The 20663-nt window shown below is 74.2% G+C and carries 20 protein-coding genes and 2 pseudogenes; 15 read left to right on the top strand and 7 right to left on the bottom strand.

Annotation, left to right across the window (positions count from 1 at the left end):
• Positions 1-113: 113 nt before the first annotated feature.
• The 8 genes from EV384_RS25625 (at position 114) to EV384_RS25590 (ending at position 7898) form a co-directional block, all read left to right on the top strand.
• Positions 114-446 (top strand): TcmI family type II polyketide cyclase, encoded by a 333-nt coding sequence (locus EV384_RS25625; protein ID WP_130337215.1) that lies wholly within the window; start codon positions 114-116, stop codon positions 444-446.
• Positions 443-2164 (top strand): acetyl-CoA carboxylase carboxyltransferase subunit alpha, encoded by a 1722-nt coding sequence (locus tag EV384_RS25620; protein ID WP_130337213.1) that lies wholly within the window; start codon positions 443-445, stop codon positions 2162-2164. Before EV384_RS25625 ends, EV384_RS25620 begins: the two co-directional genes overlap by 4 nt.
• On the top strand, positions 2161-2628 hold the full coding sequence (gene accB, locus EV384_RS25615; RefSeq protein ID WP_130337211.1) for an acetyl-CoA carboxylase biotin carboxyl carrier protein: 468 nt from the start codon (positions 2161-2163) through the stop codon (positions 2626-2628). Before EV384_RS25620 ends, accB begins: the two co-directional genes overlap by 4 nt.
• Positions 2628-4043, top strand: coding sequence for an acetyl-CoA carboxylase biotin carboxylase subunit (locus EV384_RS25610; RefSeq protein ID WP_130337209.1), 1416 nt, complete (start codon positions 2628-2630; stop codon positions 4041-4043). Before accB ends, EV384_RS25610 begins: the two co-directional genes overlap by 1 nt.
• Entirely contained in the window at positions 4040-4750 is a 711-nt protein-coding gene (locus EV384_RS25605; RefSeq protein ID WP_130337207.1) for an SRPBCC family protein, read from the top strand. The genes EV384_RS25610 and EV384_RS25605 overlap by 4 nt, the downstream gene beginning before the upstream one ends.
• A complete protein-coding gene (locus EV384_RS25600) occupies positions 4743-5147 on the top strand; it encodes a cupin domain-containing protein (RefSeq protein ID WP_130337205.1) in 405 nt (134 codons plus the stop codon). Before EV384_RS25605 ends, EV384_RS25600 begins: the two co-directional genes overlap by 8 nt.
• A complete protein-coding gene (locus EV384_RS25595; RefSeq protein ID WP_130337203.1) occupies positions 5144-6412 on the top strand; it encodes a beta-ketoacyl-[acyl-carrier-protein] synthase family protein in 1269 nt (422 codons plus the stop codon). Before EV384_RS25600 ends, EV384_RS25595 begins: the two co-directional genes overlap by 4 nt.
• Positions 6413-6644: 232 nt before the next feature.
• The gene (locus tag EV384_RS25590) at positions 6645-7898 is read left to right on the top strand and encodes a beta-ketoacyl synthase N-terminal-like domain-containing protein (RefSeq protein WP_130337201.1); all 1254 of its coding nucleotides are present in this window, start codon (positions 6645-6647) and stop codon (positions 7896-7898) included.
• 31 nt (positions 7899-7929) lie between these two features.
• Here the strand turns inward: EV384_RS25590 and EV384_RS35570 are convergent.
• Both EV384_RS35570 and EV384_RS35565 read right to left on the bottom strand, forming a co-directional pair.
• Positions 7930-8252 (bottom strand): annotated as a pseudogene (locus EV384_RS35570) (mycothiol transferase).
• Between the two features lie 21 nt (positions 8253-8273).
• A pseudogene (locus EV384_RS35565) lies at positions 8274-8429 on the bottom strand (SGNH/GDSL hydrolase family protein); the annotation flags it as partial.
• Positions 8430-8516: 87 nt separating this feature from the next.
• Between EV384_RS35565 and EV384_RS25575 the strand changes: the two are divergent.
• A complete protein-coding gene (locus EV384_RS25575; RefSeq protein ID WP_165440072.1) occupies positions 8517-8993 on the top strand; it encodes an SLOG cluster 4 domain-containing protein in 477 nt (158 codons plus the stop codon).
• Between the two features lie 7 nt (positions 8994-9000).
• On the opposite strand, the gene EV384_RS25570 is transcribed toward EV384_RS25575, so the two are convergent.
• Genes EV384_RS25570 through EV384_RS25560 form a run of 3 tightly spaced genes read right to left on the bottom strand, consistent with a single transcriptional unit; the run spans position 9001 to position 10612 of the window.
• Positions 9001-9642 carry an HAD family hydrolase gene (locus EV384_RS25570; protein WP_130337199.1) on the bottom strand — a complete coding sequence of 214 codons (642 nt, stop codon included), beginning with the start codon at positions 9640-9642 and terminating at the stop codon, positions 9001-9003.
• A gap of 57 nt (positions 9643-9699) precedes the next feature.
• A complete protein-coding gene (locus EV384_RS25565) occupies positions 9700-10092 on the bottom strand; it encodes an MmcQ/YjbR family DNA-binding protein (RefSeq protein WP_130337197.1) in 393 nt (130 codons plus the stop codon).
• Positions 10093-10144: 52 nt separating this feature from the next.
• Complete coding sequence (locus EV384_RS25560) at positions 10145-10612, bottom strand: nucleotidyltransferase domain-containing protein (protein WP_130337195.1); 468 nt, start codon at positions 10610-10612, stop codon at positions 10145-10147.
• Positions 10613-10684: 72 nt separating this feature from the next.
• Here EV384_RS25560 and EV384_RS25555 point away from each other — a divergent pair, with 72 nt between their 5' ends.
• The 3 genes from EV384_RS25555 (at position 10685) to EV384_RS25545 (ending at position 13566) form a co-directional block, all read left to right on the top strand.
• Positions 10685-11218 (top strand): dihydrofolate reductase family protein, encoded by a 534-nt coding sequence (locus tag EV384_RS25555; RefSeq protein WP_207232460.1) that lies wholly within the window; start codon positions 10685-10687, stop codon positions 11216-11218.
• Positions 11219-11321: 103 nt separating this feature from the next.
• Complete coding sequence (locus tag EV384_RS25550; RefSeq protein WP_130337191.1) at positions 11322-12305, top strand: alpha/beta hydrolase; 984 nt, start codon at positions 11322-11324, stop codon at positions 12303-12305.
• Positions 12298-13566 carry an alpha-hydroxy acid oxidase gene (locus tag EV384_RS25545; RefSeq protein WP_242624285.1) on the top strand — a complete coding sequence of 423 codons (1269 nt, stop codon included), beginning with the start codon at positions 12298-12300 and terminating at the stop codon, positions 13564-13566. Before EV384_RS25550 ends, EV384_RS25545 begins: the two co-directional genes overlap by 8 nt.
• A gap of 98 nt (positions 13567-13664) precedes the next feature.
• Here EV384_RS25545 and EV384_RS25540 read toward each other — a convergent pair whose 3' ends face one another.
• Positions 13665-14720 (bottom strand): LacI family DNA-binding transcriptional regulator, encoded by a 1056-nt coding sequence (locus EV384_RS25540; protein WP_130337189.1) that lies wholly within the window; start codon positions 14718-14720, stop codon positions 13665-13667.
• An 86-nt stretch (positions 14721-14806) separates the two neighbouring features.
• On the bottom strand, positions 14807-17362 hold the full coding sequence (locus EV384_RS25535) for a GH32 C-terminal domain-containing protein (RefSeq protein WP_130337187.1): 2556 nt from the start codon (positions 17360-17362) through the stop codon (positions 14807-14809).
• A gap of 237 nt (positions 17363-17599) precedes the next feature.
• Here EV384_RS25535 and EV384_RS25530 point away from each other — a divergent pair, with 237 nt between their 5' ends.
• The 3 genes from EV384_RS25530 to EV384_RS25520 all read left to right on the top strand — a co-directional run bounded on the left by EV384_RS25530 (position 17600) and on the right by EV384_RS25520 (position 20651).
• Positions 17600-18685 carry a substrate-binding domain-containing protein gene (locus EV384_RS25530; protein ID WP_130337185.1) on the top strand — a complete coding sequence of 362 codons (1086 nt, stop codon included), beginning with the start codon at positions 17600-17602 and terminating at the stop codon, positions 18683-18685.
• Positions 18686-18783: 98 nt separating this feature from the next.
• Positions 18784-19812: an ABC transporter permease gene (locus EV384_RS25525; protein ID WP_130337183.1), complete on the top strand. Its 1029-nt coding sequence runs from the start codon at positions 18784-18786 to the stop codon at positions 19810-19812.
• Positions 19809-20651 (top strand): ATP-binding cassette domain-containing protein, encoded by an 843-nt coding sequence (locus EV384_RS25520; RefSeq protein ID WP_130337181.1) that lies wholly within the window; start codon positions 19809-19811, stop codon positions 20649-20651. Before EV384_RS25525 ends, EV384_RS25520 begins: the two co-directional genes overlap by 4 nt.
• Positions 20652-20663: the final 12 nt, after the last annotated feature.

Genomic DNA, 20663 nt, shown 5'->3' with positions numbered 1-20663 from the left:
CGACTTGTCTACGCGGGGCGCTGGCAGTGCGTGACGCCGCGGTGACGTCCCCAGCGGGATCGTGTCGGCAGTCGTCCGGCCGCACCGGAACTCGCCCGAGGGGGAGACGCTTCATGGACCGTTCGCTCATCGTCGCGAAGGTGGTGCCCACCGCCGAGGACCAGGTCGCCGAGATCTTCGCCGAGTCCGACGCGACGGAGCTGCCGCATCTGGTCGGCGTCCGGCACCGCTCGCTGTACCGGCTGCACGACCTCTACGTCCACCTGCTGGAGACGGAGCTGCCGGGCGAGGGGGCGGTGGAGGACGCCCGCGGGCATCCCGAGTTCGTCCGGGTCAGCGCGCGGTTGCGGCCGTTCATCTCGCCATACCTGCCGGACTGGCGGTCACCCCGGGACGCGATGGCCCACTGCTTCTACCGGTACGACGCGCCCGGGCGGCGGCCGTGACCACCACCGCGCCGCGCGACGAGCAGCTCTGGTCCCGCTGCGCCGGCTGCGCCTCGCTGCTGTACCGCAAACGGCTGCGCCGCAACCTCGACGTCTGCCCGGAGTGCGGCACGCACTCCCGACTGGACGCCCCGGCGCGGGTGACGCAGCTGGTCGACCGGGACTCGTTCGCCGCGCTGCCCGACCGGGCGGTGCAGGTGGACCCGATCGGCTTCGTCGACGCGCTGCCGTACCCGCACCGGCTGACCGCCGCCCGCGCCGGCACCGGACTGGACGAGGCGGTGGTCTGCGGCACCGCCGCCGTCGGCGGGCACCGGATCGCGCTGGCGGTGATGGACTTCCGCTTCCTCGGCGGCAGCCTCGGCTGCGCGGTCGGCGAGCTGATCACCCGGACCGCCGAGCGGGCCCTCGCGGACGAGGTGCCCCTGGTGCTGATCACCGCCTCCGGCGGGGCCCGGATGCAGGAGGGCGCGCTGTCGCTGATGCAGATGGCCACGGTCAGCCAGGCCGTCGCCGGGCTGCGCGAGGCGGGGCTGCTCACGGTCAGTGTGATCACCGATCCGACGTACGGCGGGGTGGCGGCCTCGTTCGCGACCAACACCGACGTGGTGCTCGCGGAGAGCGGCGCGCGGATGGGCTTCGCCGGGCCGCGGGTGATCCGGCAGGTCACCGGCGCCGCGCTGCCGGAGGGCTTCCAGACGGCCGAGTTCCTGCTGCGGCACGGGCAGGTCGACATGGTGGTGCCCCGGCACGCGCTGCGCGGGCGGCTGACCGCGCTGCTCGCCGCCGCCCGGGAGGGCCGCGGGATCCGCCGGCGCCCGCCCGTACCCCGGCAGGAGCCGACGCCGCGACCACCGGCGCCGGCCGGCGGGCCGTCCCCGGAGACGGCGGACGGCTCCGGGCGGGACGCCTGGGAGACCGTGCGCACGGCCCGCAACCCGGGCCGGCCCACCACCCTGGACTACCTGGAGAGCGCCTTCGACGGCTTCGTCGAACTGCACGGCGACCGGCTCGGGGCGGACTGCCCGGCGATCGTCGGTGGGCTGGCCCGGCTCGACGGCCGACCAGTGATGGTGATCGGTCACCAGAAGGGACACACCACCGGCGAGCTGGTGGCCCGCAACTTCGGCATGGCCAGCCCGGCCGGGCACCGCAAGGCGCTGCGGCTGATGCGGCTGGCCGCCCGGCTCGGCCTGCCCGTGGTGACCCTGGTGGACACCCCGGGGGCGGACCCGGGGGTGGGCGCGGAGGAGCAGGGCCAGGCGGCGTCGATCGCCGAGAACATCCTGGCGCTCAGCGTGCTGCCCACCCCGGTCGTCGCGGTGGTCACCGGGGAGGGCGGCAGCGGCGGCGCGCTGGCGCTGGCCGTCGCCGACCGGGTGCTGATGCTCGAACACGCCGTCTACTCGGTGATCAGCCCGGAGGGCTGTGCCGCGATCCTCTGGCCGGACAGCTCCGCCGCGCCGCAGGCCGCCCGCGCGCTCCGGCTCACCGCGCCGGACCTGTGCCGGCTCGGCGTGGTCGACGAGGTGGTGCCCGAGCCGGCGCCCGCCGCCGACCACGACCCGGCGGGCGCCGCCGAGCTGCTGGCCCGGTCGGTGGCGGCGAACCTCGCCCCGCTGCTCGATGTGCCACCGGCCACCCTGGTCCGCCGTCGGCGGCAACGCTTCCGCCGGTTCGGCGCGGCCCGCGCCGGAGCTCCGGCGGTGCGGCGATGAGCGTTCCGCAGAGCCCGGACGCGGTCCTCGACGGCCTGCGCCGGCTCGCCCACCGGCTCGTCGCCGAGCTGGCCGGCCCGGTGCGCCGGGTCCGGCTGCGCAGCGGCGAGACCGTCCTCGAGGTGGAGTGGCACGTCCCGGCCCAGGCCGCGCCGGGAGCCGCGCCCGCGCCCGCGCCGTCCGCCGGCCCGCCACCGCCCGAGCCCGGCCGGCTCGCCGTGCGGGCGCCTGTTGTCGGCACCTTCTACCGGGCTCCGGAACCCGGCGCGGCGCCCTTCGTCGCCGTCGGCGACCTGATCCGTTCCGGCCAGGTGGTCGGCATCGTCGAGGCGATGAAGCTGATGAACGAGGTGACCGCCGACCAGGCCGGGCGGGTCGTCGAGGTGCTCGTGCACGACGGCCAGCCGGTCGAGTACGACCAGCCGCTGATCGCCCTGGAGCCGGCCGGGCAGCGGAGTGGATGATGTTCGAGAAGGTGCTGATCGCCAACCGGGGCGAGATCGCGCTGCGGGTGCTGCGGGCCTGCCGGGAACTGGGCGTGCGCACGGTGGTGGTGCACTCCAGCGCCGACGTTGACTCGCTGCCGGTGCGGCTGGCCGACGAGACCGTCCGGATCGGACCGGCGCCGAGCCGGCAGAGCTACCTCAACGCGGCGGCGATCGTCGAGGCGGCCCGGCAGACCGGCGCGCAGGCCGTCCACCCCGGCTACGGCTTCCTCTCCGAGGACGCCGACTTCGCCGAGATCTGCGTGGAGAACGGCCTCGTCTTCGTCGGGCCGCCGCCGCAGGTGATGTCCGCGCTGGCCGACAAGTCCACCGCGCGGGCGCTGATGAGCCGGGCCGGGCTGCCGCTGCCGCCGGGCAGCGTACGGACCCTGCCGACCGTCGCCGAGGCCCTCGACGTGGCCGCCGAGGTGGGGTACCCGGTGATCGTGAAGGCCGCCGCCGGCGGTGGCGGGCGCGGGATGACCGTGGTCCGCTCCGCCGCCGCGCTGCCCCGGGCGTACGGCCGCACCCGGGCCGCCGCCCAGGCCGCGTTCGGCGACGACCGGGTGTACGTCGAGCGGTACCTGACCGACGCCCGGCACGTCGAGGTGCAGGTGCTCTGCGACGGCCACGGCAACGGGGTGCACCTGGGCACCCGGGACTGCTCGGTGCAGCGCCGGCACCAGAAGCTGGTCGAGGAGGCACCCGCCCCGGCGCTCTCCGCGGCCACCCTGGACACGCTGGCGGAGACCGCGCTGCGCGGCGCCCTCGCGGTCGGCTTCACCGGCGCGGGCACCGTGGAGTTCCTCGTCGACGAGGCGGAGCGGTGCCACTTCCTGGAGATCAACTGCCGGATCCAGGTGGAGCACCCGGTCACCGAGATGGTCACCGGCATCGACCTGGTCCACGAGCAGCTGCACATCGCCGCCGGGGTGCCGCTGCGCTGGCGGCAGGAGGAGATCCGGCTGCACGGGGTGTCGGTCGAGTGCCGGGTCAACGTGGAGGACCCGGACCGCGACTTCGCACCCACGCCGGGGCGGCTGGAGCGGTTCCGGCCGCCGGGCGGGCCGTTCACCCGGGTCGACACCCACGGCCACGCCGGGTACCTGGTCAGCCCGCACTACGACTCCCTGCTGGCCAAGGTGGCGGTCTGGGCGCCGGACCGGCCGTCCGCCCTGGACCGGCTGGAACGCGCGCTCGGCGAGTTCGACGTCGCCGGCCCCGGCGTGCGGACCACCATCCCCTTCGTCCGGCGGGTGCTCGACGACGCCGCCTTCCGCAAGGCCCGTCACACCACGGGTCTGGTCGACCGGCTGCTCGCCGACCGCGCCCCCGTACCGGCGCAGCCCGCCCCGGCCGCCAACCCCGGCACATCCGTCAGGAGGACCCGATGACCGTCGCCCCCGACCGACCGCTCACCACGGAGATCACCGACATCCTGGTCACGCACTGCGGCCTGGACGCCGAGACCGCCGCCCGCAGCCCCGCCGCCAGCCTGGAGGAGCTGGGCATGGACTCGCTGGCCCTGCTCGAACTCTCCGCGGTCGTCGCCGACCGGTGGCGGGTGCGCATCCCGGAACAGGCCGGCCAGCTCAGCATCGCGGGCGTCGCCGGCCTGGTGGCCCGCCGGGCCGACCCGCCGGGGCACACCGAGAACAGCGTGGTCATCGACGCGCCGCTGCCGCTGCTCTGGCGGGTCACCAACGACGTCGCCCGGTGGACCGAGCTGTTCACCGAGTACGCCGTGGTGGAGATCCTGGAACAGGCCGGTGACAGCGTCCGGTTCCGGCTCACCATGCACCCCGACGAGAACGGGGTCTCCTGGAGCTGGGTCAGCGAACGCACCGCCGACCTGGCGACCCGGCAGGTGCGGGCGCACCGGGTGGAGACCGGCCCGTTCGAGTACATGCGCATCCACTGGCGCTACGACGAGGTACCCGACGGCACCCGGATGACCTGGGTGCAGGACTTCGCGATGAAGCCCACCGCGCCGGTCGACAACGCCGGGATGACCGACCGGATCAACGCCAACAGCCGGGTCCAGCTCGCCGTCATCAAGGAGCGCATCGAGCGGCTGCATCAGGGAGGCGACGATGAGTGAGACCGTCACCGGCGTCATCGCCGCCCGCGACGTCGCCGCCGACCGGCGGCGCGGCGGGGAACTGCGGGTGCTGCTCGGGCCCAAGACAGTCGGCAGCACGTCGGGCTTCATGGGGGTGGCCGCGCTCGCGCCGGGGGAGCGGATCGCCGAGCACTACCACCCCTACAGCGAGGAGTTCCTGTACGTCGCACGCGGCGCCGTCACCGTGGACCTCGACGACGAACCGGTGCCGCTGGCGGCCGGGGAGGCGCTGTTCGTGCCGCGACTCGTGCGGCACCGGCTGCGCAACACCGGCGACGAGCCCGCCGAGGTGGTCTTCCACCTCGGCCCCCTCGCGCCCCGCCCGGAGCTCGGCCACGTCGATACCGAGGTCGCCCAGCAGCGGGGCCCGTCGTGACCGGCCGGCGCTCCGTCGTCACCGGCGTCGGGGTGGTCGCCCCGGGCGGCGCCACCCGGGACCGGTTCTGGAAGGCCATCACCGAGGGGCGCACGGCGACCCGGCGGATCACCTTCTTCGACCCGGCGCCGTTCCGCTCCCGGATCGCCGCCGAGTGCGACTTCGACCCCGACGCCGCCGGGATCACCCTGGCCGAGCGGCAGCGCGCCGACCGGTACGTGCAGTTCGCCCTGGCCTGCTCGGCGGAGGCGCTCGCCGACAGCGGCCTGGCCCTCACCGACGCCGAACGGGAGCGCGCCGGGGTGGTGCTCGGCACCGCCGTGGGCGGGACGATGGCGCTCGAGCGCGAGTACGTCCGGGTCAGCGACGCCGGCCGGCGCTGGCTGGTCGACCACAGCCTCGGCGGGCCGTACCTCTACCAGGCGCTGGTCCCGAGCAGCCTGGCCGCCGACGTGGCCTGCCGGCACGGCCTGCACGGCCCGGCCCAGGTGGTCTCCACTGGCTGCACCTCCGGCATCGACGCCATCGGGTACGCCCACCAGCTCATCGCCGACGGCGAGGCCGACGTGCTGCTCGCCGGGGCCGCCGACTCGCCCATCTCGCCGGTCACCGTCGCCTCGTTCGACGCCATCGGGGCGACCAGCCCGGACAACGACGACCCGGAGCACGCCTCCCGCCCGTTCGACGCCGACCGGCACGGTTTCGTCCTGGCCGAGGGCGCTGCGGTGCTGGTGCTGGAGGAGGCCGGGCACGCCCGCCGCCGGGGCGCGCACGTCTACTGCGAGGTGGCCGGCTACGCCAGCCGCAGCAACGGTTTCCACATGACCGGGCTGCGCCCCGACGGGGTGGAGATGGCCCTCGCCATCGGCGACGCGCTGCGGCAGGCTCGGCTCGCCCCGCGCGACGTGTCATACATCAGCGCGCACGGCTCCGGTACCCGGCAGAACGACCGGCACGAGACCGCGGCGTTCAAGCGGGCGCTCGGCCCGGCCGCGTACCGGGTGCCGATCAGCTCGATCAAGTCGATGGTGGGGCACTCGCTCGGCGCCATCGGCTCGATCGAGATGGCCGCCTGCGCCCTGGCCATCGAGTACGGCGTGGTGCCGCCGACGGCGAACTGGACCACCCGCGACCCGGAGTGCGACCTGGACTACGTGCCCAACGAGGCCCGCGAGCTGCCGGTGGACGTGGCGCTCTCGGTCGGCAGCGGCTTCGGCGGCTTCCAGTCCGCGATGGTCCTCCGCCGCCTGGCGGTGATGGCGTGAGCGCGAGGAGTGAGCCGGGCTTGCGAGCCCCGCAGTCGCGAACCGGGGTGGCGTCGTGAGCGCGAGGAGTGAGCCGGGCTTGCGAGCCCCGCAGTCGCGAACCGGGGTGGCGTCGTGAGCGCGAGGAGTGAGCCGGGCTTGCGAGCCCCGCAGTCGCGAACCGGGGTGGCGTCGTGAGCGCGAGGAGTGAGCCGATTTTGCGAGCCCCGCAGTCGCGAACTGGGTTGGCGTCGTGACCGCGCGGGCGGTGGTGACCGGGGTCGGGGTGGTGGCGCCGAGCGGCGTCGGCGCCGACGCGCACTGGGCGACCGTGCTCGCCGGCACCCGGCGCATCGGGCCGATCAGTCTCTTCGACCCGACCGGTTATCCCACCCGGCTCGGCGGGGAGGTGCCCGACTTCGACGCCGCCGGGTACGCCGACGGCCGGCAGCGGGTGCAGACCGACCGGTGGACGCATCTCGGGTTCGCCGCCACCCGGCTCGCGCTGGCCGACGCCGGCCTGCCCGAGCAGGCCCCCGACCCGTACGGCTGGGCGGTCACCCTGGCCAGCTCGTCCGGGGGGAACCTGTTCGGGCAGCGGGAGCTGCAACGGCTCTGGGGCGGGCCGACCCGGACGGTGGGTGCGTACCAGTCGATCGCCTGGTTCTACGCGGCCAGCGTCGGGCAGCTCTCCATCCACCACCAGTTCAAGGGGCCGTGCGGGGTGCTGGTCGCCGAGTCCGCCGGCGGGCTGGACAGCCTCGCCCACGCCGTCCGGACCATCCGTCGGGGCACCCCGGTGGTGATCGCCGGGGCGACCGAATGCCCGCTGAGCCCGTACGCGCTGGCCTGCCAGCTCCGCTCCGGCCTGCTCAGCGACGTGGCCGACCCGGAGCGGGCGTACCGGCCGTTCGACGTGGGGGCCGCCGGGTACGTACCCGCCGAGGGCGGCGCGGTCTTCGTGGTGGAGGAACTGAGGCACGCGCTGTCCCGGGGCGCCCGGATCTACGGCGAGGTGACCGGTTGGGCGGCCACCCACGACGCCGCCCCCACGGACCCGGAGGCCGGCCCCGACCCGACGCACTACGCCCGGGCGCTGCGGCTGGCCCTGGACCGAGCCGGCGTCCGCCCGCACGACGTGGACGTGGTCTGGCCGGACGCGCTCGGCGTGCCTGCCCACGACCGGGCCGAGGCGGCCGCGTTGCGCGCCGTGTTCGGCTTCCGGAACCCGTCGGTGACCACGCAGAAGCCGCTGACCGGCCGCGCCCACCAGGGCGGATCCGCCCTGGACGCGGCGACCGCGCTGCTCGCCTTCCGGCACGACCTGCTGCCCGCCTCCGCCGGGCCGGAGCAGCCCGCGGAGGGCTGCGAGCTGAACTTCCTGCGGGCGCCCCGCCGGCCGCGCAGCCGCATCGCGCTGGTCGGCGCGCGCGGGTTCGACGGCTTCAACAGCGCGCTGGTGCTGCGTGGCGCCGCGCCGCCACCACCGACGGCAGAGGGGACCTGACCGGGCCGCGGTGTGAGCGTGGCGGGCGTGGTCAGTGCCCGGTGGCGCCGTCGATCGCCTCGCGGATGACGTCCGCGTGGCCGTTGTGCCGGGCGGTCTCCTCGATCATGTGCACCAGGATCGAGCGCAGGTTGACCGGCGCGCCCCAGCCATGCGGACCACCTCGTCCAGGCCTCCGGCGGCCACCGCCGCCCGCGCCTGGGCACAGACGTCCAGAAAGGACGCGACCAGCGCGTCGGTTGTCTCGTCCGAGCCCACGCTGAACTCCGCGTCCGGGTCGATCGGACCAGCCGGCCGGCCCGCGTACGTCTCCAGGAACCAGCCGTGCTCGGTGGCGGTCAGGTGCTTGACCAGGCCGAGCAGGCTCAGCCCGGAAGCGATCAGCTCCCTGTCGACCGCGTCCGGGTCGTAGCCCGGGCGGAAGGCGTCGTTGCCGCGGACCACCAGCGCCAGGTCGGGGTCGTAGGCCAGTGCCGGGGCCAGTTGCGTGCCGCGGACCTCGTGCGCCCGCAGCCCGCGCAGCCCCAGGTTCCGGGTCCGGCCAGGGTGCGAAGACGTTGCCACCTGGCGTCCGTCCAGGGCGTGGGCGGCGATAACCTCGGCGGCGGAGGTGGGCCGGTGAGATTCCAGGTGGCGGTGTGCGGGCCGGCGGAGGCGACGGAGAGGGAGCTGACCCACGCCCGACGGGTGGGGGAGCTGCTGGCCGAGCGGGGCGTCACCGTCCTCTGCGGAGGCGGTGGCGGGGTGATGGCCGCGGTCGCCGCCGGCGCCCGCTCCCGCAACGGCCTGGTCATCGCCGTACGCCCCGACGACGGCGCCGATCCCGGCCCGGCCGACGTGTCCGCGTCCGTAGTGACGAACATGGGGCAGGCGCGCAACGCGATCCTGGTGTGGAGCGCGGACGCGGTGATCGCCGTCGGCGGCTCCTGGGGGACGCTCAGCGAGGTGGCCCTGGCGATGCGGCGGGGCACCGTTCCGGTGGTGCTTCTCGGCGGCTGGCGGATCCTCGGTCCCGCCGGCGAGCCGGTGCCCGGGCCGCGTCCCGTCCACACCCCGGAGCAGGCGGTGCAGGCGGTGCTCCGGTCCGGGGGGTGATTCGCGCTCAGCCGAGCAGCGCCAGCAGATCACGAGGATGGCCGGCGGTAAGGTCCGCCGGCTCACCCGGGTCGTACTGATGGCCCCAGCCGGCGGCCACCGCCAGTGCGCCGCTGCGTCGCGCCGCCCGCAGGTCGAGCGGCGAGTCACCGACGTAGGCGGTTCGGGTGGGATGGACGCCCAGCAGCCGGCAGGCCAGCTCGACGCCGTCGGGCTCGGGTTTGGGTCGCGCGACCTCGTCCCCGCCGACGACGACCTGGAAGTGCCCGAGCAGACCGACCCGGTCGAGCAGGATCTCGGCCGCCCGGTGGCTGGCGCCGGTGAAGAGACCGACCGCCCCCCGTTCGGCGACGCCGGCGAGCAGGTCGGCCACCCCGGGATAGACGGTGACCTGCGTCGCGAGGGCGGTCAGGTGGGCGTGGTAGCGGGCGAGGTCGCGGTCGGTGGCCGACCGTCGGAGCAGGTGCGTCAGCAGCGCGGCCGGTGGCCCGAGCGGGTACCCGGCGATGATCTCGGCGTCGGAGAGCAGCGGTCCGCCGGCGTCCATGATGGCGGCGCGGTAGGCCGCGGGCACCACCGCGTGGGATTCGATCAGTGTGCCGTCCATGTCGAAGACGATCGCGTCCACCCGCTCGTGTGCCGCCCGCATGGACAGAGGCTATGGCAGCCAGTACGGTCCCGTCGGACCCGAACGGTGGGGGAAATCTCAGCCTGCCGTCGTCCTGAACTGGGCGGCGAGGCGCTTCGGGGCGCGGGCGTACCAGGCCTCGGTGACCAGCTCGGTCAGCTCCTCGACACCTATCCGGTCGAGCCGGACCAGCACCGCCGGGTACCCGTCGAAGTGCGGCGTGGTGAGGTAGACCGCCGGGTCCTCGGCGAGCAGTGCCTCCTTGGCGCCCAGGTCGGGCACCCGCGCGCCGAGGATCGGCCCGTCCGGCGCGGCGTCGCCCAGCGCCGCCAGGTCACCGCGGCGCAGCGGTCGCTCCCAGACGAAGAGCTTGTCCCGGACCCGCCACGCGGGCAGGTCGTCGTGCGAGCCGCGCTCGGTGGTCTCCGGCAGGGCGAGCGCGATGCGTCGTACGTCGTCCCAGGTCGCCATGGCCCGACCGTACCCCCGCCCACCGACACCTCGGGCCGGCCGGGCATGGTGGCTAGTGCGCCCGCAGCAGGGCGATGTCGTGGTGGTCGACCTCCCGCGGCGGGTAGCCCTCCCGGAAGCGGAGCTGCTGGTCCACCGACAGGCAGGGCACTGGGCGGCCGTCGATGACGCCCCCGGCGAAGCCGTCCGCGGCGTACGCGAACGTCGCGCCGTCGAGTCCGGACTGGACCCCGCTGCCGTCCGGGCGGAACGCCACCGGGTGGATGTCGACCTTGCGGCCGTCCGGCGCGGTCAGCTCGGCGCGGACCGGCAGCCAGTCCACGGTGGTCACGAAGCCGAGCCGGTCGAGCAGCGCGAGCAGCTCCGCCTGCCGGCTCGCGTCGAACGCCAGGTCGAGATCGGCGTGCGGCCGGGTCTGCCGGCCCACCACCGCGTCCGTCGCCCAGCCGCCGGCCACCCAGACCCGCAGGCCGTGCGCGGCGAACTCGGCCAACAGCGCGGTCACCTGGTCCCCGTTCATCCGGCGATCTTGGCAGAATGGCCCTTTGCCGGCAAACGGGAAAGGACCGTGATGCGCAGGATCATCGTGTGGATGTCCGTCTCCCTCGACGGCTTCATCGAGGGACCGGATCGGGAGCTCGACTGGCACCGGGTCGACGAGGAGCTGCACCGGCACTTCAACGACGAGCTGCGCACCAAGGGCGCCTTCCTGGACGGCCGCCGCACCTACGAGCTGATGGCCGGCTTCTGGCCGACCGCCGACCAGGACCCGGCGGCCAGCGCGCCGACCCGTGAGTTCGCCGCGATCTGGCGGGACATGCCCAAGATCGTCTACTCCCGGACGCTGGCGCGTGCCGACTGGAACGCCACGGTCGTCCGGGAGGTCGTCCCCGAGGAGGTCATGGCGCTCAAGGCCCAGCCCGGCGGTGACCTGGTGGTCGGCGGCGCGGACCTCGCGTCCGCCTTCCGGCGCCACGGGCTGGTCGACGAGTACCGGATCTACCTCCACCCGGTCGCAATCGGCCGGGGCAAGCCGCTCTTCCCGCCCTCGGACACGCCGGTCGACCTACGGCTGGTCGAATCCCGGCCGTTCGGCAACGGGGTCGTGCTGCTGCGCTATCGCTGACCGCGCCGAGTGGCGATCAGCCGGACCCCGAGCTACAGCGGCAGCCTCTTCCTGCGCGGCATCGACAAGCTCTTCGTCACCACCGGCAGTTAGGAGAATCAGCATGGCCCTCGACCCGCAGGTGGTCGCGTACCGGGCCGCGCGCGCGGCCGCCGGCGCCGCACCGCTCTACGCCCGGACCCTGGCGGAGGCCCGCGCCGCGGACCTCGCCGCGATCCGCGCCGGCGGCGGCGCGGTCGAGCCGGTCCATCAGGTACGCGACACGCACGTCCCCGGCCCGGCCGGGCCGCTGCCGGTGCGGATCCACCGGCCGGCCGGCGACGGCCCGCTGGCCACCCTGGTCTACTTCTTCGGCGGTGGCTGGACGCTCGGCAGCGTCGACACCGCCGACAGTATCTGCCGCCGGCTGGCCAATGCGACGCCCTGTCAGGTGGTGACCGTCGGCTACCGGCTCGCCCCCGAGCACCGCTTCCCGGCCGCCGTGGAGGACTGTTACGTGGCCACCCGGTGGATCGCCGGGCACGCCGACGAGTTCGGGGCCGACCCGGGGCGGCTGGCGGTCGGCGGGGACAGCGCCGGCGGCAACCTGGCGGCGGCGGTCACCCTGCTCGCCCGGGTCGACGGCGGCCCCCGGCTCGCCGCGCAGCTGCTCGTCTACCCGAACACCGACCAGCGGGCAGGACCCGGGCCGACCGACGACGAGGATCCGCTGCTGTTCAACCGGCACTCCGTCGACTGGTACCGAGGGCACTACCTGGCCGACCCGGCCGACGCCGCCCACCCGCTCGCCTCGCCCCTGCTCGCCGAGGAGCTCACCGGGTTGCCCCCGGCCCTGGTGATCACCGCCGAGCACGATCCGCTGCGCGACGAGGGGGAGCGGTACGCCGTCCGGCTGCGCGACGCCGGCGTCCCCACCGAGCTGACCCGCTACCCCGGCATGACCCACGGCTTCTTCGCGATGCCCGGCGCCATCGACGCGGGGAAGCGGGCGCAGGACCAGGCCGCCGCGTTCCTGCGGCACCGGTTCGGGCTGGACCCGGTCGCGTCGGCGGCCGGTGCGACGGACGGTGGGCGCGTCGATGGCTGAGCCGCTGCTGGCCAACGTGCCGCCGGACGAGTCCGGTGTCGGCCGGGGCGCCCTCGCGGTCCCGGCGCCCTGCGGGTCCGCCGCGCCGCCCGGGGCTCCGGCCACGGCAGCCGGCACGGATCGGTCCGCACCGGCGGGCGCCACGGCCGACGCGTCGGTGCCCGGGGCCGGCGGCGGGTTCGCCGGGCCGGCGAGCCTGGCCGACTTCGCGGGGCTGGCCCGGGCCGCGCTGCCGCCGGAGGTGTGGGACTTCGTCGACGGCGGCAGCGGGACGGAGACCACGCTGACCGCCAACCGGGCCGCGCTGGACCGGGTCGCGGTGCTGCCCCGGGTGCTGACCGGGGTGGACCGGCCGCGGACCGAGGCGCCGCTGCTCGGCCGGCCGCAGGCGATGCCGGTGGCGGTCGCGCCGATGGCGTACCAGCGGCTGGTGCATCCGGACGGCGAGCCGGCGCTGGCGGCCGCCGCCCGCGCGGCCGGGGTGCCGTACGTGGCCAGCACATTGAGCAGCACCCGGATCGAGGAGATCGCTGCGGTCGGCGGAGAGGTCTGGTTCCAGCTCTACTGGCTGCGCGACCGGGGCATGGTCGCCGACCTGCTGGACCGGGCGCACGCCGCCGGCTGCGCCGCGCTGATGGTCACCGTCGACGTGCCGATCCTCGGCCGGCGGCTGCGCGACGTCCGCAACGGCTTCGCCCTGCCGCCGCACGTCACCGCGGCGAACCTGCCGGGCGGGCGGGACGACCTGGCCCACCAGGGCACCCCCGGGGTCTCCGCGGTCGCGGTGCACACTGGCGCGGTCTTCGCCCCGGCGCTGAGCTGGGCGGACCTGGCCTGGCTGCGCGGCCGTACCCCATTGCCCCTGCTGGTCAAGGGCATCCTCGACCCCCGCGACGCGGCCCGCGCGGCGGAGACCGGGGCGGACGCTGTGGTGGTCTCCAACCACGGTGGCCGGCAGCTCGACGGCGCGCCGGCCACCGCGACGGCGCTGCCCGAGGTGGTGGCCGCGGTGGGGAAGCGGTGCGAGGTGCTGCTGGACAGCGGCGTGCGCGGCGGGGTCGACGTGCTGCGGGCGCTGGCGCTCGGCGCGACCGGGGTGCTGGTCGGCCGCCCGCTGCTCTGGGCGCTCGCGGCGGGTGGCCGGGCCGGTGCCGAGGCGGCCCTGGCGCTGCTCGCCGCCGAGCTGCGCGACGCGCTCACCCTGACCGGCTGCGCCGACCCGGCCGCCGCCCGACACCTGCACACGACGACCGGAGGCTGATCGAGGAGCCGGTGGACCTGGACGTCGGCGGGCTGCACCCGTCCTCCGACGAGCTCGGCGCCGCCGGGGCGACCGGCACCGGGGCACCGGCACGCTCGTCAGCCGCGGTGCGGGCCCCTGATCTCGCCCGAGCCGCGGGGGATCAGCCGGGTCGCCACCAGGTGGGTCCGCGGGCGCCACTGCTCGCCGTCCAGCCGCCGGAAGATCAGCGACGCGGCGACCCGGCCCATCTCGGACGGGTCCTGCGCGACCACTGTGACGGCCGGCTGGAGGAGGTCGGCGAGGGGGAAGTCGTCGAAGCCCACGAGCGCGACGTCGTGCTGCCGGCCGAGCTGCTGCAGGGCCCGGATGGCCCCGATGGTGACGAGGTTCTGCGAGGTGAAGAGCGCGGTGGGCGGGGACTCGGCGGAGAGCAGGCGGCGGACCGCCTCCTCCGACTCCCGCTCGGTGTGCAGGTCGTGGACGGCGGTGGCGGCGGACGGTCGGATGCCGTGGTCGGCGAGGGCCTCCCGGAAACCCTGGAACCGCTGTCGGGCCGTGGGGATCGTCTGCAGATCGCCGAGGTAGGCGATGTCCCGGTGGCCGTGGGCGACGAGGTGGTGGACGGCGGACGCGGCGCCGTCGTGGTTGTCGGCGAGGACGGCGTCGACCGGCAGTCCGACCGGCGGCCGGTCGACGAAGACCACCGGGGTGCCGGCGTTGACCTCGCCGGCCAGGTAGCTCTGGTCGTCGCTGGCGGGCACGACGACCAGGGCGTCGGCCTGCCGCATGGTGAAGGCGTGGATGAGGTCCCGTTCCCGTTCCGGGTTCTCGTCCACGCTGCCGGCGAAGATGAGCACGCCCCGGTCCCGCGCGGCGTCCTCGAGAGCCCGGTGCAGGGCGGCCGAGAACGGGTTGGCCAGGTCCTCCAGGACCGCCGCGATCGCCGCGCTGCGGCCGCTGGACCGCCGGAGGCTGCTCGCGGTGAAGTTGGGCCGGTAGTCGAGCTGGGCGATCGCCCGCTGCACGGCGGCGGTCTTCGGGGCGGAGACCCCCGCCTCGCCGTTGACCACCCGGGAGACGGTCTTCGGGCTCACGCCGGCGAGCAGTGCGACGTCCCGGAGCGTGGGTCGGGCCTTGGCGGCGGTCGACGTAGCGGGGGCGGCAGCGTGCATGGGCGCTCCTACCGGGCGGGGTGCTGCGGTGGCGGTCGGGGGCCACGGCGTACGTGGCCCCCGACCGATGGTGATCGACGGTCAGGTTATCGCCACACCGACCGCAGCGGCCGGATGGTGAGCGACCGCACCATCACGTCACCGCCCTCGGCGAAGAGGCGCGTCTGGTCGCTGGTGGGCGTGGGGAAGATCTGGTCGGTGATGGTGGTCTGTCCCGACCCGCCGAAGACCTCGACCGAGGAGCGGTCCACGTACACCGTCATCCGCACCCGGTTGCCGTCCACGGAGAGCGGGCCGGAGTGCACGCCGGGGAAGAGCGGACCGACGTCGATCTGGCCGGATCGCGTCCGGTCGACGTAGAGGCGGCGCGCCCCGGCGTCGTACCCGATCACCGTCCGTTCGTCGTCGCCGCCGCGGACCTGGAGGCCGAAGCGGTCGGCGTCGCGGAGTTCGAACTCCGCCTGGATCTCCAGCACGGTGCCGTCCGCCGCCGCGGGCAGGTCGCGCACCCCGGGCCGCACGGTGGCGTCGTGCAGGGTGAACACCTCGCCGTCGCCCCGCAGCGAGGTGAGCTGATCGGTCGGCCGCTGGACCAGGCGCAGCTCGCCGTCGATCGTCTTCAGCGCGAACTCCCGGGGCAGGGCCATCGCGCCGCGCCACGGCGCGGTCGGGACGCTGCCGGCGTACTGCCAGTTGTTCATCCAGCCGACCGCGACGCGCTCGCCGCCGGGGGCGTCGTTGTAGGTGACCGCCGCGTAGTAGTCCTTGCCGTGGTCGAGCCAGTCGTAGCGTTCCAGCTCGCTCGGCGCCGGCCGGTCGGCGAACATGATGTGGTCGACGAGGATGTGCCCCCAGCCGCCGGAGTTGAAGTCGTTGATCTCCAGGTGGGCCCGCCGCCCGGCGAACTCGCGGACGTCCCAGCCCACCCAGTCCAGGCGTTCGCTGTCCTTGCCGGTGGCGGTCCGCACCACCTGGCCGTCCACCACGAGGTTGACCGCGGTCTCCACGGACCGGGGCAGCACCGGATCGTCGGTGGCGACGAGGTGGTCGACCAGCAGGTGCCCCCACCCGCCGGTGTTCTCGTCGACGATCCGCAGCTGGGCGGTGCGCCCCCGGAGCTCGGTCACGTCCCAGCTGCGCCAGTTCATGAAGCCGGAGAAGTTGCCGGTGGCGGTCCGCACCACCCGGCCGTCCACCAGCAGCTCGACCACCGTACGGCCGGTGCCGTCGGCCAGGTGGCCGCCGGCGCCGAGGAGCAGGCTCAGGTGGTTCCGGTCGATCGTGAAGCCGGGCGAGGTCAGGGTGCCCGTCGTCGAGTCGGCCTCGAAGAACGTTGTGAGCAGCTTGTCGCCGACGTGGCCGCGCTCGGACCGGGCGGGACCGACCACCTGCGCGCGGTCGCGCAGCCCGCCGGTCGCCGTCCAGCCCGCCTGCTCGTACGTCTGGCCGTCGGGCAGCTCGAAGTCGATGACCGGCTCGGCCCCGTCGGGCAGGAAGTCGGTCGTCGTGCCGGGCAGGTGCGGGTGGGCGCCCCCGCCGACGAGGAGGTTCAGGTAGTCCCGGTCGGGGGTGAAGTCGGGGGAGACCAGTCGCCCCTTCGGCGCGTCGAAGCCGAGGAAGCTGTTGACCAGGGATCTGCCCCGGAACCCGCTGACCTGCTGCTGCCCGGGCACCGTCCCCGGGTACGGGCCGGCGCCGAAGGGCCCCGGTCCCAGCGTCGGGTCGTTCTCGACCGTCCAGCCGGCGTAGTCCTGCTCGAAGTCGGCGAAGAGCGTCCCGGCCGCCGGCTCGGGGTCGCCGGTGACGATGTTGTCGGCGGTGAAGCGGGTGCCGTCCCAGTCGCCGACGAAGTACTGCGCGCCCGATCCGCCGGCCACCGCCCCGGGGTTCAGGTTGACCACCAGGACCCACTTCGTGTGTTGGGGGTCGCCGTCGACCGGCAGTTCGAACAGGTCCGGCACCTCCCAGACACCGCCGACGGCGTTGGCCGGCCCGAAGTCGCTCAGGTGGGTCCAGGACCGCAGGTCGGCGGAGCCGTAGAAGCTCACCTTGTGCTCGGTGGCCAGCACGACCGCCATGGTCCACCGGCCGGACTTCGCGTCCCAGAAGACCTTCGGGTCACGGAACTCCCGGGAGCCGAGGTCCAGCACCGGGTTCCCGGCGTACTTCGTCCAGGTGCGCCCCCGGTCGGTGCTGTACGCCAGCGACTGCGCCTGGATGCCGGTGGCCGGATACCAGCTGGTGTAGACGGCGACCATGGCCGGCGCTCCCGGGCGGCCGAAGCCGGAGGTGTTCCGCTCGTCGACGACGACGGACCCGGAGAAGATGTGCTCGTCGGCCGAGTACGGGATCGCGACCGGCAGCTCCGTCCAGTGCAGCAGGTCGCGGCTGACCGCGTGCCCCCACGACATGTTGCCCCACTGCGCGCCCTCGGGGTTGTACTGGAAGAACAGGTGCCACTCGCCCTGGTACCACACCAGCCCGTTCGGATCGTTCATCCAGTTCCGGTCGGGGCTGAAGTGGAGCTGTGGACGGTAGTCCTCGTCCCTGGTCGTGGTCGGCGCCGCGTGCGCGCCGGCGCCCGGCGTCGTCGCCACGAGAGTCACGGCCGCGCAGGCGGCCAGCCATCGGCGGATCCTCATCCACATCCTCCGTCCATCGGGGACCTCCGCGTCGCCCGGTCCGGGTCCGGGCGTCCGACCGTCGGCGAATCCTCCGCGCGCCTGACATCGATGTCAAGGTTACCTACGAGTTACATCCTGATTATGGAAAACCACTTGCCCAGCCATTGACATCTCTCCGGCACTGCCCCGAAACTGCGCTGACATCGTTGTCATCACGGCCCCGGTCCGGCCGGGGGAGTCGTTGAGGGAGAATCCATGATCCAGCACATCGGCCGCCGTCGCGCGGCCCTGCTGGTCGCCGCCGCGGCGGCGACCGGCATGGTCGTCAGCGGGTGCGGCGACAGCTCGGGCGACGGCGCCGGCGACGGTGACAAGAGCGTCGCCGTCTCGCTGATCACCAAGAACTCCACGAACCCGTTCTTCGTCACCATGCAGCAGGGCGCGAAGAAGGCCGCCGAGGCGGAGGGCGTGAAGCTGACCGTCGCCGCCGGCAAGGAGGACGGCGACGAGGCCGGCCAGGTGCAGGCCATCGAGGACGCGATCGCGCGCGGCGACGCGGGCATCCTGATCACCCCGAACGGTCCGGGCGTCAATCCCGCGATCAAGAAGGCCCGGGACGCCGGCCTCTACGTCATCGCGCTGGACACCCCGCCCGACCCGGCCAACACCGTGGACATCACCTTCGCCACCGACAACTTCAAGGCCGGTGAGCTGATCGGCAAGTGGACGGCGACCCAGCTCGCCGGCAAGCCGGCGACCATCGCCCTGCTGGACCTCTTCAACGACAAGGTCGTCTCCGTCGACTACAACCGCGACCAGGGCTTCCTGACCGGCATGGGCATCGACACCGCCGACAAGAAGAAGAACGGCGACGAGGCGAAGACCGGCAGCTACTCCGGCGGCAGCTACACCATCGCCTGCAACGAGCCGACCAACGGCGCCGAGGACGGCGGTCGGACGGCGATGGAGAACTGCCTGACCAAGAACCCCGACATCAACGTCGTCTACACCATCAACGAGCCGGCCGCCGTCGGCGCGCACAAGGCGCTGCAGGCGGCGGGGAAGACGCAGGGCGTCCTGGTCGTCTCCGTCGACGGCGGGTGCGACGGCGTACGGCAGGTCAAGGACGGCGTCATCGGCGCCACCTCCCAGCAGTACCCGCTGAAGATGGCCGAGCTGGGCGTACAGGCGATCAAGAAGATCGCGAACGACGGGGAGAAGCCCAAGGTCTCCGAGGGCCTCGACTTCTTCGACACCGGCGTCACCCTGGTCAGCGACAAGGCCGCCACCGGGGTCGAGAGCATCACCAGCGCCGACGGCGCCCAGCGCTGCTGGGGCTGAGCCACCGCCGCCACGGTCGAGGGCCCGAGGCGTCCTCCGCCCCGCGCCCTCGACCGGGCAGTTCGTTAGCCACCGCCGACATCGGCAGGGAGCCCGCCGTGACCACCACGACACCACCGACCACCGCCGCGCAGCAGTTCGCCCTACGCCGGCACTCGCCACTGCAACGCGTCCAGCACCTGCTGCACGCGCACCCCGCGATCAGCCCGTTCCTCGTGCTGGTCATCTCGTTCGTCGTCTTCTCCACCCTCAACCCGCGCTTCGCCTCGCCGAACTCGCTGTCGCTCGTCCTGCAGCAGGTGGCGGTCATCGGCGCGCTCGCCGTCGGGCAGACACTGATCATCCTGACCGCCGGCATCGACCTGTCGGTCGGCGCCATCGCGATCCTGGCCATGATGCTCGCGGCCAAGCTGGCCGAGGGCCAGGGGCTGCCGGGCGCCCTCGCCATCGTGCTGGCCATCGCCGTCGGCGCCGCCGCGGGCGCGCTCAACGGCGCGCTGGTGACCCGGCTGAAGCTGCCGCCCTTCATCGTCACCCTCGGCACGCTCAGCGTCTTCACCGCGATCGGACTCCTCTACTCCGAGGGCCAGAGCGTCCAGGCCACCGACCTGCCCGCGGTGCTCAGCTGGACCGGCGAGTCCTTCCCGGTGGGCCGGTTCCGGATCACCGTGGGCGTGGTCGCCGTCGTCCTGCTCTACCTCGCGCTGGGCTTCGCCCTGGCCAAGACCGCCTGGGGCCGACACGTCTACGCGGTCGGCGACGACAAGGAGGCCGCCCGGCTCGCCGGCATCCGGGTCGACCGGGTCCTGCTGAGCGTGTACGTCGTCGCCGGCGCCATCTACGGCATCACCGCCTGGATCCTGATCGGACGCGCCGGCGCGGCCAGCCCGAACGCCATCACCGACGCCAACCTGGAGAGCATCACCGCCGTTGTCATCGGCGGCACCAGCCTCTTCGGCGGCCGCGGCGCGGTGCTCGGCACCCTGCTCGGCGCGCTGATCGTCGGCTTCTTCCGCAGCGGCCTCTCCCTCGCCGGGGTCGACGACCAGTACCGCGTACTCGCCGTCGGCCTGCTGGTGATCCTCGCCGTGGCCGTGGACCAGTGGATCAGGAAGGTGAGGTCATGACCGCCACCAGCACACAGACCCCCGCCGGCCGTTCCGGCGCCCTGCAGAGCGGGCAGCGTTCGCCGGTGCTCTCGGCCCGCGGCCTGGTCAAGACGTTCGGCAAGGTCGTCGGGCTCGACGGGGTGGATCTCGACCTGTACCCGGGCGAGGTGCTCGCCGTCATCGGGGACAACGGCGCCGGGAAGTCCACGCTGATCAAGTGCCTGACCGGCGCGCTGGCGCCGGACGCCGGGGAGCTCTTCCTGGAGGGCAGGCCGGCGCAGTTCAAGCGGCCGCAGGACGCCCGGGACGCCGGTATCGAGACCGTCTACCAGACGTTGGCCGTGGCGCCGGCGTTGGACATCGCGAGCAACCTCTTTCTGGGCCGGGAGAAGCGCCGGCGCGGCGTGCTCGGTTCGGTGTTCCGGATGCTCGACCAGAAGGGCATGCGCCGGGAGGCCGCGCAGGCCCTCGCCGACCTCGGCATCGGCACGCTGCAGAACGTGGCGCAGGCGGTCGAGACGCTCTCCGGCGGACAGCGTCAGGCCGTGTCGGTCGCCCGGGCCGCGGCCTTCGGCAGCAAGGTGCTCGTGCTCGACGAGCCCACCGCGGCGCTCGGCGTCAAGGAGTCCAACCAGGTGCTCCGGATGATCGAGGAGGTCCGGTCGCGTGGCCTGCCGGTGATCCTGATCAGCCACAACATGCCGCACGTGTTCGAGGTCGCCGACCGCATCCACATCCAGCGGCTCGGTCGCTGTGCGGGCGTGGTGACGCCGGCGTCGCACACGATGCCGGAGGCGGTGGCCATCATGACCGGCGCGACCACCCTCGAGGAGACCCCGGGCCGGACGGCGGGCTGAGTCCGTCGCGGA

Source organism: Micromonospora kangleipakensis, from assembly GCF_004217615.1.
GTDB lineage: Bacteria > Actinomycetota > Actinomycetes > Mycobacteriales > Micromonosporaceae > Micromonospora > Micromonospora kangleipakensis.
The sequence above is the reverse complement of the archived record's forward strand: the minus strand, read 5'-3'. Positions and strand labels throughout refer to the sequence as shown.